Source organism: Streptomyces sp. GbtcB7, assembly GCF_019091445.1.
In the GTDB taxonomy this organism is placed as follows: Bacteria; Actinomycetota; Actinomycetes; order Streptomycetales; family Streptomycetaceae; genus Streptomyces; species Streptomyces mirabilis.
Map to the genome: position 1 here is coordinate 170,114 of NZ_JAGXJM010000011.1, position 12,698 is coordinate 182,811.

Below are 12,698 nucleotides of genomic sequence, written 5' to 3' on the forward strand. Positions count from 1 at the left end.
GTACGTCCGAGGAGGGGCCGCGCAGGCTCGTTACGCTTCGGGGATGACCACTCCAGACTTCGCCACGTACATCGCGGGCCTCCCCCGTGTCCTCGCCGGTGCCGCCGCGCTCTTCCGCGACGGGGACGGCCGGGTGCTGCTCGTCGAGCCGAACTACCGTGAGGGCTGGGCCCTTCCGGGTGGCACCGTCGAGTCGGACGACGGGGAGACCCCGCGCCAGGGCGCGCGCCGCGAGACCGCCGAGGAGATCGGGCTCGACATCGAACTCGGTCCACTGCTCGCGGTCGACTGGGTGCACGGGACGGCGCGCCCCCCGCTGGTCGCCTACCTGTACGACGGCGGAGTCCTCGGCGAGCGGGAGCTCAAGGCGATCCGGTTGCAGGAGGAGGAACTGCTGTCGTGGCGGCTGGTGCCGCGGGAGGACCTGGCCGAGTATCTGCCGGGCGCACTCGGCCGCCGGGTCCTCGCGGCGCTGGACGTGCTGACGGACGGCGGCGGAACCGCGGAACTGGAGAACGGCCACCGGGTGGGCTAGAGCCCGTTCGGCGGATCAGGCCGTAGGAAAATGACGGTGCTGCATCGGCGACCGACGACAACGCCGCTGGGGTTCACCCCCTGCTCGACGAGCTTGGGGGGAGTGTGCCAAGCCCCGCGTCTACGGCATGATCCGCCGGACAGGCCCGAGTCGCCCATTGGCTACGGCGGATTTGTCAACTTCACTACCTTCACGGGGCATTGATCGGCACAATGCCCGTGTGCCGCACTACGACTACATGGAATTCGCCCTCGACGACGGGGCCCACGTCCGGCTCGAGCTCGCGGCCGCGGGGGAGGCGTCGGCGGCCCCGGCCGTCGACGCCGATCTGCCGGGCGGCATTTCCGGGGTGGTCCCGGTCGGGCGTGGCGCGCGGGTCGCGTCGCTGGCGACGGACGGTCTGCGCAGTGTGCTGAGCCCGCTGGGGCCCGTACTGCAGCAGGTGCACGACGCGATCCGCGGGATACCCGACCCGCCGCACGAGATCTCCGTCGACTTCGGCATCCAGATCGGACAGGACCTGAAGATCGGCATCGTCGGGGCCAACGGCCAGGCCAGCATGACCATTTCGGCGACCTGGCAGCTGCCCCGCCGGACGGAGCCGTGACCTGGTTCGGATCGCCGGACGACCCGTCGTCCGGCGACGCCCGCGGCGCGCTGGTGCGCGTCCTATCCAGCGATCGCGGCCGAACCGCGGGGGCGGGTGTCTACCTCTCCGGCCGCAGGCTGCTGACCTGCGCGCATGTCATCAACCTGGCGCTCGGGCTGCGCGGCCTCAGCCCGCACAACCCGGGGGAGGTCACCCTCGACGTGTCTTTCCCGGTGCTGTCCGCCGCGGATCTGCACCAGGCCCGGCTGGTCGCCTGGATACCGCCGCGGTCCCCGCAGTACGGCCCGGTCGCCGACGGCTCCCTGGAGTGGGACGGCGATCTGGCCGTCCTCGAACTCGACGAGGCGCCTCCCCCGCCCGTGAGCCCGCTGCGCTGGCTGGAGATGGAGCGCGGCCAGCAGGTGCGGGCCTGGTACGGCGGCGGGCAGCCGTTCTCGTACGCCGACGCGCGGGTGGGGGCGTACGACGGCCGGATCTGTTATCTCGACGGACAGTTGTCCGGCGCGGCGGTCGACGAGGGCTACAGCGGCGGGCCCCTCTGGTCGGTGACCGACCGGGCGGCCGTCGGCCTGGTCGTGGGGCGGATCACCGCGCCCGACGGGGTGTTCTCGGCCCAGCACACGCTGCGGCGCAGCTGGGGGCTCGGCTGGCAGTCGGTCCTGCGGGAGCTGGCCCGGGTCGGGGCGGCACCCGAGCAGGTGAACGGCAGCCGGGAGCGGTCGGCCGCGACCCTCGCCGAGGCCGAGTCGGTGCGCGACATGATGGTCGGCCCGCTGCACAGCCTGCTGGGCGACCCGCGGGCGCGCGCCGACCACGCCACCGTGCTCGCCGCCCAGCTCGCGCTGCGGGCCCCGGGCGACGGGAGCGCGCCGACCGTGGAGGAGCTCGCCCATCTGCTCAGCGGCACGGAGCGGGCGCTGCCCACGCTCGCCGAGTCGCTCGCGCCCAAGGTGGCGGACGATCCGCGCGGCCGGGCCGAGCTCGACCGGCTGCTCGCCCTGGGCCGGCTGACGGAGGCCGCGCGGCTGCTGTCGGTGGCCGAACACCGGGCGCTGGTGGTCAAGTTGGAGCATCTCACCGAGCACGATCCGGGCCTGCTGCCGCGGGCCGCGACCGCCGCGCTGCCCTACGTGGACCTGCCGCGCTCGCTGCAGGCGGCCCACCTGGCACCGTCGGCCGTGCCCGCGGTCGTCCACGAACTGGAGGGCTGGTACGGGGACGGGTCGCCCGTGCCCGACGAGTCGCCCCGGCTGCCCGCGCTGCTGCGCGTCGTCGAGTACGTGGCGGCGGAGACGACCGGCGAGCTGGCCCGGCAGGCGCTACGGGAGTGGAGCGCCCGGGTCGCCGCCCGCCTGGGCATTCACTCCTCGGCGCTGCAGGAGCGGCGCGGTGACGCGGACCGCTGGTCCCGGCGGTCCGCGCCGGCCGGTGTACGGGTCCTGGTGGAGCTGGACCGGTACGCCAAGGACCCGGCGGACCACTACCGCTGCTCGGTGTGGCGGCTGCGCCCCGACGGCACCCCGGCGCGCGCCGCCTCGGAGTCCGACCGGCCGCGCACCGGACGGGAGATCGCCCGGCTGATCCGGGAGGTGGCCGGGGGCGCGGAGGGCGCCGGGGACGGGGTCGCGCTGGTCGCCGTGTCGGTACCGCCGGACGCGCTGGAGCTCTCACTCGACGAGTGGGACGGAGCGGGCGCCGAGGAGTACATCTCCGCGCGGCTCGGTGAGGACTTCCACCTCGTGCTGCGCTGCCCGAAGATCCGGCGGCGCTCGCGCACCGGACCCGCCGATCTCAAGCGGCGCTGGAACGCCCGTCACCAGAGCGACACCCTCCTCGCGGACCACAGGATCGGCGGCCGGGCGGGACTCATCGGGCTGCTGAAGACAACCCATCGGGACACCGCGCGCGTCCTTGTGCACGGAAGCACCGAGCACCGCGGCGAGTTGCTGCCCGTGTGCCTGGTGATGGGGGTGCCGGTCGTGCTCTGGGACCGGGCCGCCCCCGGTCCGGAAGACTGCGCCCCGCTCGACGCCCTGGCACCGCACGGTCCCGTGGACGGACTCCCGGAGCGCGTACGGCACTTCAGGGTCCGCGCCTACGCGGACCGGGCGGTGCCCACGCGTCCCGCCCTGGTGTGGGAGGACATCGAGCTGCCGCTGCCCGACGAACTCCAGCTCGCCGACCCCTCGGAAGGAACGGAGCGGACAGGATGACCCAGCAGACGCAGGACGGGTGGCGGCTGTTCCGCGGTGACCGCGTGGCCCGTGAGGTGGAGTTCCCCGAGGCGCCGCCCTGGCGGCAGTTCGGCGACGGGCCGGGGGGCCGCCCGCGGCACCGTCCCTATCTGATCGGGCGCACGGAGGCGGACGTGGTCAGCGCCGCCCTCCATCTGCGCCGCCCGCTGCTCGTCACCGGGCACCCCGGCACCGGCAAGTCCTCGCTGGCGCACGCCATCGCGCACGAGCTGTCTCTCGGACCGGTGCTCCAGTGGCCCGTCAACAGCCGTTCCGTCCTCAAGGACGCCCTGTACGGCTACGACGCGATCGGCAGGCTGCGCGAGACGCATCTGCGCCAGGAGCGCGGGGACCCCGAGCCCGACATCGGCACCTATGTGCGGCTCGGGCCGCTCGGTACCGCCCTGGTGCCGCGCGACCGGCCGCGGCTGCTGCTCGTGGACGAGCTCGACAAGGGTGACGTCGACCTCCCGAACGATCTGCTGACCGTGTTCGAGGAGGGCGAGTTCGAGATACCCGAGCTGTCCCGGCTGCCGGAGACCCAGTCCGAGGTGCCGGCACTGACCCATGGCTCGGGCGGCGAGCGGGTCACCGTGACGCGCGGGGTGGTGCGCTGCCGGGAGTTCCCGGTCGTGGTGATCACCAGCAACGGCGAACGGGACTTCCCGCCGGCCTTCATGCGCCGCTGCGTACGGCTCGATCTGCCGGACCCGGACGAGGCCCGGCTGCGGGACATCGTCGCCGCGCACCTCGGTGAGGACGCGCTGTCCGACGTGGACGACCTGCTGCACGCCTTCCTCAACCGCCGGGCACCGGGCGAACTCGCCACCGACCAGCTGCTCAACGCCGTGTTCCTGCGCAAGGGCGGAGTCGATCTGGACGCCGAAGGGCTGCTGGACGCCGTACTCCACCGCCTGGGCGGGATGGTCTAGCGTGCGCGGGGGCGACGGGGGCGACGGGAGGAACCCGCGTGACGCCGGTGGCGGGTCGGGCGGCTCGCACGTCACGGGTGCCCCGCCGATCCTGCCCCCGTTGAGCAAACTCGGCCGGCTGGCCGGTCACGAGCTGTCGATCCATGAACTGCTCGACACCCTGTGGCTGGCGACGCGGCTTCCGCCGGGAGCCGCGGCGCCGCTCGCGAGCGCGCTGGCCGCGGACGCCGTGCCGCCGCCGGGCGCCGGCGCGGGAGACACCGAGCGCTCCACGGCCGGCCCCGCCCCGGCCGAGCTCGACTCTCCCGCGCCCGCCACACCGACCCAACCACCGCCTCCCGCCCAGCTGTTGGGTGCGCTGCACGCGGCGGCAGCGGCGCGCAGCGCACCCGAGTTCGCGGACCTCGCCGCGCCGGGGCTGCGTGGCGCGCCCGGCGAGGGCGCGCTGCCCGTACGGGTCCCCGAGGAGAAGGCGCTCGGGTCGGACGAGCTGCGCCTCAGCCGTGCGCTCCGGCTGCTGAAACAGCCCCAGCCCGGGCCGCTGAAGCGGGAGTTCGACGAAGAGGCGACGGCGGCGGCCATGGCCGAGACGGGGCTGCCCGATGTGGTGACCCGCCCCGCCCGGCAGCGCTGGCTCGACCTCACCCTCCTCATCGACGACGGCATCTCGATGCTGCTGTGGCGGCGGCTGGCGATGGAACTGCGCGCCCTGCTGGAACGCCTCGGCGCCTTCCGCGACATCCGTGTGCACGGCCTGGACACCCGGTCGGCGGGGGCGCCGCTGCTGCGCTCCCGCCCCTTCGACCCGCACGCCCCGCTGCTCTCCCCCGCGTCGGTCGCCGACCCCTCGGGCGGCACGCTGGTGCTGGTCATCAGCGACGGCGTCGGCGCCTGCTGGCGGGACGGGCGACTGCACGCGGCGCTGGAACGCTGGGCGCACCAGGGGCCGACGGCGATCATGCACGCGCTGCCCTCCCACATGTGGGACGGGTCGGGCATCCGCTCGGAGCCGTGGCTGGTGACGACCCGGCGGCGCGGCGCGGCGAACGACACCTGGGAGGTCGCCGACCCGCTGCTGCCGCCGGGACTCGGTGACGAATTCCCCGGGGTCCCCGTCCCCGTACTGGAGCCGTATCCCCCGGCGGTCGCCGCGTGGGCGCGGCTGGTGGCCTCGCCGGGCGGCAGCGCGGAGCTCCCCCTGCTGGCGCCGCTGCAGGCGAAGGCGCCACGGGCCGGGGCCGACACCCGGGGCGGTGGCGCGGCGGACGCCGTGCTCAGGTTCCGGGACGCCGCGTCCCCGGGGGCCTACCGGCTGGCCGCTCATCTCGCGGCGGTGTCCCCGCTCACGGTGCCCGTGATGCGGCTGGTGCAGGCGGCCGTGCCGTGGCGGGCCGACACCGCGCATCTGGCCGAGGTGTTCCTGGGCGGTCTGATGCGCCAGGTGGAGCCGGTCGACGAGCGGCTGCCGGCCCAGCACCGCCGGTTCGGTTTCGCCGGGGAGGCCCAGGAGATCCTGCTCGACACCGCGTCCCCGATCGATCTGCTGCGCACCACCCGGGCGGTCACCGCGCGGCTGCGCACTCTGGTGGGCCGCTCCCCCGACTTCCCCGCCTGGCTCGCCCATCCCTCCGGTACGGGTGAACTCCTGCCCGGGACCCGGCCGTTCGCCTGGCTGGAGGACCGTCTCCTCACCCACCTGGGTGCCAAACCGATGGCGGCGACGCCGCCGCGCACCACCGAGTACGAGGAGGTGCGGCTGCCGTCGGGCCTGGAGGCGGCCCCGTCGTGGCTGCCGCTGCGGCTGCAGGACCTGCACACCCTGGGCCCGTACTCGCTGCTGCAACGCGACGGCACGGGCGGCAAGCCCACCGCGTACATCGGGGAGGACGAGGACGGGCAGCGGGTGCTGCTGCGGGTGTCGCACTCCTTCGACTCTCCCGTGGCGCGGGAGTTGCTCGACGTGGAACGCCGGGCGCTGCGCCGTATGGACGGGATGTACGCGCCCGCCGTGGTGCGCAGTGACCTGGAGGGCCCCACGCCGTGGCTGGCGCTGCGTCTGGACACGCTGAGCGGTGGTCCGCCCGCGCCCACGCTGCGTGCCGTGCTCGACGCGGCCGGGGCGCTGCCCGGGACCCCGCTGTTCACCTGGCTGGGCTGGAACCTGGCGCGGGCGCTGACGCGCTGCCACCACAAGGGCATCGTGCACGGCGCGCTGACCCCGGGCACCGTGCTGGTCACCGAGTCGACGCTGCACCTCATCGGCTGGACGTCGGCGCGCATCGACGGCGCGTGGAGCGCGTCGACACCGTCCACGCCGGCCAACTCCCCCTACCGGGCGCCCGAGGTGACGTACTGGGGCGAGTCCCGGATCACGGCGGGCGACGTGTACGCCCTCGGTTCCATCCTGTTGCAGGCCGCGACCGGCCGGCCGTGGCGCTGGTACGAGAACGACGCGCTGCGCAGAAGCCCGCAGCTCGCGCAACTCGACGAGACCATCGCGGAGTTGCTGCTGCGCTGTGTCGAACCCGAACCCGCGGGGCGGCCTACCGCCAGGGAGGTGGCGGACGCCTTCGGGGCGCTGCTGCCGGGCGGGGTGGAGTGGGAGGACGTGGAGGGCGGCACGGGCGGGGACGACGACAGCCCCGCCGTCGAGCCGGAGACGGCGAGCGACGAGGAGGACGACCACGAGCAGTGGATGCGCACCATCCGCACCCCCTTGCCCGAGCCCCTGCGGATCGCGCTCGTGGGCGTGAAGGACGGGGTCGGCTGCACCACGACCACGATGGTGCTGGGGGCCGTACTGGCCGACCAGCGGCAGGAGCGGGTGCTCGCCATCGACGCCGACCGGCACACGGGCAGCCAGGTCCGGATCGGCGGGCGGGTCTTCCGCAACACCCTGGCCAGCCTGTCGGACCTGGCCGAGTCGCTGCACGAGGTGCGGCACTTCGAGGATCTCCAGCTGTTCCTGTCCCCGCACCGCTCGGGGCTCCAGGTTCTCGCCAACGACTCCGTCTCGCGCATCGCGTCGGTCGGCCAGTTCACGGACTACGACTTCCACCGGGTGACCCGCACCACCCGGGAGTACTTCGACCTCACCCTGGTCGACTCGGACAAGTTCATGCCCACGGTGCTCAGGGCGGCCGACCGCGTGGTCATCGTCTCGCGGGCCGACCCCGCCGGTCTGACCCAGGCGCAGCAGGCCATGGACCGTCTTGTCACCCTCGACCTGCCGGACCTGGTCCGCGAGGCCGTCGTCGTCCTCAACCACAGCCGCCCCGCGGCCGGCTGGACGCTCGACGCCGCCAGTATCCGCGGCCTGAGCTCCCGCTGCCGCGGCGTCGTCATGGTCCCCCGCGACGGCCACCTCACCATGGGCAGCACGGTCGAACTCTCCTGGCTGACCCCCGAGGCCTACAAGGCTTACCTACGCCTCGCCGCCCTCCTGTTGGGCCCCCGCCCGATCTTCCCCTGACCCCGGCCGGCACCCGGTTGAAGGCGTTGTGACGGGCGTTGGTGCGTTCGATGTGCCGACGCGGATTGCCTGTCCGGCCGAAAAGGCCGCGGCACTTCACGATCAAGCGGCCTGCTCGTCCGCGGTGCCGCCGGGTGCCGCCGAGTGCGCCAGCCATGGCATCCGGTGGACGAGGCTGTCGCGCAGCTCGGTGAGGATCGCGATGCGCTCCTCCAGCTGAGCCACCCGCTGTACGCCGACGCCGTAGCCGTCGGCGCACAGCGGTGAGTAGGAGAGCACCTCGGGTAGGTCGGCGTCGAGGTAGGCCAGGAGGGACTTCACATCCTCCACGGTGAGCCCGCAGGACAGCAGCTCACGGATGTTCCGGACCCTGCGTACCGCACCAGGCTCATACAGGCGATAGCCCGCCGCCGTACGGTCGGACTCCAGCAGGCCCTGCTCCTCGTAGTAACGCAGGGCACGGGTCGTGGTCCCGGCCTGCGCGGCCAGTTCACCGATCAGCATTGCAGCCACCTCCGAGTCCGACCATAAAGCTTCACCCGTACGTCAAGGTCAACTCCCGAGCCGGACCACCGTCTTCCCGGTGTACGCGCCGTTCACCAGATCGAGGAGAGCCTGCGGTGCGTTGGCCAGCCCATCGATCACCGTCTCGTCATGGACGATCGCGCCCTCGCGCAGCCACGTACGGAATTGCGCGCCGAACTCCGGCGCACGCTCAAGGTGATCGCCCACGGTGAAGCCGCGGATGGTGAGCCGCTTGCCGAGGACACTGAGCAGGTCGCCGGGACTGGCTTCGCTCTGCCGGCCGAGGGCTCCGCACACGGCGACGCGGCCATGCGGGTTCATGATCTCGATCGCGGCGCGCAGCTGTTCGCCACCCACGTTGTCGAAGTAGACGTCGATGCCTTCGGGTGCGGCCTCGCGCAGCCGGTCGACGATCGGTCCGTCGTGATAGTCGAAGGCCGCATCGAACCCGAGACTCCCGGTCAGATGGGCGACCTTGTCCCGTGATCCGGCGCTGCCGATCACCCGGGCCGCTCCCTTGAGCCGGGCGATCTGGCCGGCCATGCTCCCGGTCGCCCCCGCCGCACTGGAGACGAAAACGGTGTCGCCGGGCCGTAGTTCCGCCGCGTCCAGGAGCCCGACGTAGGCGACCAGTCCGAAGCTCAGGTAAGTGGAGGGCGTCGGGTAGGCGTCCGGGGCGACGCGGCGGAACAGCCCGGCCTGCGCCACGGCATACTCGCGCCAGCCGAGCCGGTGCATCACCAGGTCGCCCTCGTCAAGTGATGGATCCGCGGAGGCGATCACTTCGCCGATGGCATCGCCGTGCATCACCTCACCGACCTCATAGCGGGGCATCGGCAGGCTGGACTCGCCCGCGATCAGCATGAGCATGCCGGGATCGAGCGACATGAACAGGTTGCGTACCAGCACCTGTCCCGATGCGGGTTGGGGAACAGCGACCTCGGTGATCTCGAAGTCCCCGGGAGCGGGCAGGCCCTCAGGCCGTGCGAACAGCCGGGCTTCCAGCCCGGTACGGGAGATGCCGGAGCGGCTGGAGAACGTTGTGCTCTTCGAAGATGTGTCCATGCCGACGACGCTAGGGATTGACCCATGCGTCAAGGTCAAGCCGTCCGGCCGGTGGTGGCCTCGAGACGTACCTGGAGGCCGAGCGGGGTGTTGGCCCGCACGGAGTGCACACGACTCGATGACCTCGGGGCCCGGCCCCGTGTTGCTTCCCGCCCGGCGACACCGCCTAGCCGCGCGACCTCTGAATTCCCTGGGGCACCGCGCCGACGACCCACACACCCGTGACGCTCAACCCTGCCTCCCGCCGCTGCTCCAACCCCAGCAACCTGATCATGCACGACTCCGTGCGCCTCGATTTCGTTGGACTGTGAACGCGGCTTGGTGACCCACGTTGTGCGGTCCCGCTTCCACGCAGCGGGAAAGCGGTCCTGGCGAACCGCGGGCATGCCGATTTCCGGGGAGTACGCCTGGTAGACGGTGATCGTGGATGCCGTGGCACCGCGCGAACGACTCGCCTTCACGAGGCACCTCGCGCCGTGACCGCGGACCGAGGAAGAGCAGGCCGGCGGCCGAGAGGACGATCGCTGCCGCAGGTGCGGCCGCTTTGCTGATCGATGTGGCGATCGGTAGTACGCCGACCAGAGGGCGTAACGCCGTGTGAGTTGCCAGTGCCACGGCCGCCCTCTTCGGGCGAGGGGCTTGCGTCATCAGGCGAGGGGGCTTGCGTCATCGCCAACTTGTCCGTTGCCTCCGGCGCTGGGGCGATGCCGGTCGGGCACGACGCCCCCGGTACGTCTCGGTCGGCGGCGCGCGATCCGGGTCGGCGGTCGATCGGGATGCCTCCCCGGGAGGCAGTCGTCGGATTGCGGTGGGGCCGCACTCCCCTTAATTTCAGGTCGTCGGGTATGCCGACAAAGCGGCATAAAATCTTTATGTCTGCTTTCCTGTGGTGACATCGAACGGAGCATTCATGTCGGTGATGACCGGTACTCAACCCCTACAGCAGTTCGGCCAGCAGATGGGCGGCTCGCAGCAGATCGCCCAGGTGGTCCAGCAAGCGATCCAGCAGGCGTGTCAGCAGGCGAGCCAGCAGGTCGCGCAGCAACTGCAGCAGACGTTCCAGCAGATCCAGCAGGTCCAGCAGCAGCTCCAGCAGCAGGGATTGGCCCAGCAGGCGCACCCGTACCTGGCTCTCGCGCTGCACCGCTCGCTGCACACAGGCATTCAGCACGCTGTGGAACAGTCCGTGCAGCAGGCGCTGCCGACCGCGATCGTGGCGCTGCTCCAGCAGAGCCAGCAGGGCCACCAAGGCCACCAGGGCCAGCAAGGCCAGCAGGGCCAGCAGGGCCAGCAGCAGTGGGGTGGCGGGTTCGGCCAGCAGTCGTTCGGTCAGCCGTTCCAGCAGTACCAGCAGCCTGGCTTCGGCTTCGGTCAGATGGGCCAGCCGTACGGCATCGGCTGACCCTTGGGCGGCGTGATGCGGTGTGCCCGGAGCAGTCTCCGGGCACACCGCATCACCGTGGAAGCGCGAGATCGTGGAAGCGCGAGCCGCCCCGCCGCCGGATCAGGAGCACAACGACGACGTAGACGTGGTGAAGGTGGACGCGATGGTCAAGGAAAGGCCCGGAAACGGCAGCGAGAGCGGGGCCGAGGGTGCGGGGGTGGGCGGGCCCGGACCCGAGGCTAGGCAAGCGGGGCCAAGCAAGAAGGGCGCGCAGTCACCGCTCCCGGTGCAGCCGCGCCGGGAGCGGTACATGGTGACACCGCTGCCGCAGCATCTGCTCCCGCCGGGAGTGCCCGAACTCGGCATGGACGCAATGTGTGACCGACTGGACCGGATGCCCGAGGTCAAAGTGGTGCGCAGACTCCGGCCGTCGGAGAAGACGCAATCGGGCGAACTGCCCCCCTCCTGCCCGGAAATCGCGGTCGTCGAGGCAGCCGAGGCTCAAGTACCGGCGATGCGGTCGCTGCACGTGCACATCGAGCCGGACCTGCCGCTCTCCGGAACCGGCCCCGCCGCCGGGCCGACCACGGGGGTCCTGCCGCTCCGTGATCCGGGGCTGGTCGCCCCGCTGGAAGAACCGGTGGCGATCTCGCTGCGCATCTGTGGCCCGGAGGGCGAACCGCTGGCCGGCGCCGCGGTGTTCCTGATCGGGGCGTCATGGCCGGGCCAGGGCCTCACCGGGGCCGACGGGACGACCACCGTCCTGATGGCCACGGAGACCCCGCAGTCCATTCAGTCCCTGTACGTCCGGCCCGCGGGCGGTTACGCGGACCGCTGGATCCATCGCCCGGACCTGTCGGTGACCCGAGAGAACCTGGTCACCCTCACCCCGCTGGCCAAGGTTTACCCAGGGCTGGAAGAAAGACAGCAGTACGGCTGGGGTCAGCAGGCCATGCGGTTGGACCGGCTGCCTCCCACATTCCGTGCCTTCGGGATCAAGATCGCGGTCATCGGTTCGGGTGTCGCCGCCGAGCACCCCGATCTCAAACAACGGGTGCGCTCCGGGGCCGATCTCGTACGCGGCACGGAAGAGGGCTGGGCCCACGACACGGTGGGCACCGGTACCCACGCAGCGGGCATCATCGCCGGGGCGGACACCGGCACGGGCGTCATCGGCATCGCGGTCGACGCGGAGATCGATGTCTGTCAGGTCGTGCCCGACGGCTGCTTCAGCGACGTGATCGCCGCTCTGGACCACTGCATCGAACACGAGGTCGACATCGCCCATATCGCGGTGGCGACCCCGTACTCGTCGGCGCTGGTCTCACGCAAACTTGCCGATGCCAACGCGGCGGGTATCGCCTGCGTCGCCCCGGCGGGCGACACGGCTGGACCGGTCGCCTTCCCGGGGTCGTTGCCCACCGTGTTCACCGTGGGCGCCCTGGGAGTCTTCGGGTCCTATCCACCGGACACATCCCAAGCCACCCATTCGGGCCCGCAGCTGACACCGGAAGGGCTGTTCGCCGCGCCGTTCAGCTGCTACGGCCCCGGGGTCGACGCGGCTGCCCCCGGCGTGGCAGTTCTGTCGTGCGCGCCGCTCGGCGGATACACGGCTCTCGACGGCACCGGCACGGCGTCGGCCCACGTCGCCGGTCTTGCCGCCCTCGTTCTCGCCCACCACGAGGACTTCCACGGCCAACTGCTGCCACGCGGACCTGGCCGGGTGCAGCACCTGTTCGACATCATCGCCGGCAGCTGCCGGCCGCTGGCTGCCCCTGGCACGGTGGAGGCGGCCCGCGTCGGACGCGGCCTCCCCGACGCCCTCGTCGCCCTCGGCCTGGCCGTCCAAGTGCAACTCGCTCCGGCCTTGTCCCCGTACGCCTCGTCCATGGCCGGTTAGGCCCACGCCCACAACAGCAAGCGCACGCAACGGCGCCCGCC

The 12,698-nt window shown here is 72.2% G+C and carries 9 protein-coding genes and 1 pseudogene; 6 read left to right on the top strand and 4 right to left on the bottom strand.

The genetic code is table 11. The features are described 5' to 3' along the window. Positions 1-43: 43 nt before the first annotated feature. From KVT44_RS19795 to KVT44_RS19815, 5 genes are all read left to right on the top strand, one after another. Entirely contained in the window at positions 44-535 is a 492-nt protein-coding gene (locus KVT44_RS19795; RefSeq protein WP_217567968.1) for an NUDIX hydrolase, read from the top strand. Between the two features lie 220 nt (positions 536-755). Beyond that, positions 756-1,142, top strand: a complete 387-nt coding sequence (locus tag KVT44_RS19800) for a CU044_2847 family protein (RefSeq protein WP_060901035.1) — start codon at positions 756-758, stop codon at positions 1,140-1,142. Further along, a complete protein-coding gene (locus tag KVT44_RS19805) occupies positions 1,139-3,358 on the top strand; it encodes a trypsin-like peptidase domain-containing protein (RefSeq protein WP_217567969.1) in 2,220 nt (739 codons plus the stop codon). Before KVT44_RS19800 ends, KVT44_RS19805 begins: the two co-directional genes overlap by 4 nt. Next, positions 3,355-4,311 carry a MoxR family ATPase gene (locus KVT44_RS19810; protein WP_217567970.1) on the top strand — a complete coding sequence of 319 codons (957 nt, stop codon included), beginning with the start codon at positions 3,355-3,357 and terminating at the stop codon, positions 4,309-4,311. The genes KVT44_RS19805 and KVT44_RS19810 overlap by 4 nt, the downstream gene beginning before the upstream one ends. Before the next feature lie 100 nt (positions 4,312-4,411). Beyond that, positions 4,412-7,783: an SAV_2336 N-terminal domain-related protein gene (locus KVT44_RS19815; RefSeq protein ID WP_190168039.1), complete on the top strand. Its 3,372-nt coding sequence runs from the start codon at positions 4,412-4,414 to the stop codon at positions 7,781-7,783. A 102-nt stretch (positions 7,784-7,885) separates the two neighbouring features. Here the strand turns inward: KVT44_RS19815 and KVT44_RS19820 are convergent, their stop codons facing one another. The 4 genes and pseudogenes from KVT44_RS19820 to KVT44_RS19835 all read right to left on the bottom strand — a co-directional run bounded on the left by KVT44_RS19820 (position 7,886) and on the right by KVT44_RS19835 (position 10,823). Beyond that, complete coding sequence (locus KVT44_RS19820; protein ID WP_217567971.1) at positions 7,886-8,287, bottom strand: MerR family transcriptional regulator; 402 nt, start codon at positions 8,285-8,287, stop codon at positions 7,886-7,888. A gap of 48 nt (positions 8,288-8,335) precedes the next feature. Then, a complete protein-coding gene (locus KVT44_RS19825; protein ID WP_217567972.1) occupies positions 8,336-9,373 on the bottom strand; it encodes an NADP-dependent oxidoreductase in 1,038 nt (345 codons plus the stop codon). 314 nt (positions 9,374-9,687) lie between these two features. Continuing rightward, positions 9,688-9,834 (bottom strand): annotated as a pseudogene (locus KVT44_RS19830) (DUF4291 family protein); the annotation flags it as partial. 476 nt (positions 9,835-10,310) lie between these two features. Beyond that, positions 10,311-10,823: a hypothetical protein gene (locus KVT44_RS19835; RefSeq protein WP_217567973.1), complete on the bottom strand. Its 513-nt coding sequence runs from the start codon at positions 10,821-10,823 to the stop codon at positions 10,311-10,313. A 25-nt stretch (positions 10,824-10,848) separates the two neighbouring features. Here KVT44_RS19835 and KVT44_RS19840 point away from each other — a divergent pair, with 25 nt between their 5' ends. Further along, on the top strand, positions 10,849-12,657 hold the full coding sequence (locus KVT44_RS19840; protein WP_308314049.1) for a S8 family serine peptidase: 1,809 nt from the start codon (positions 10,849-10,851) through the stop codon (positions 12,655-12,657). Positions 12,658-12,698: the final 41 nt, after the last annotated feature.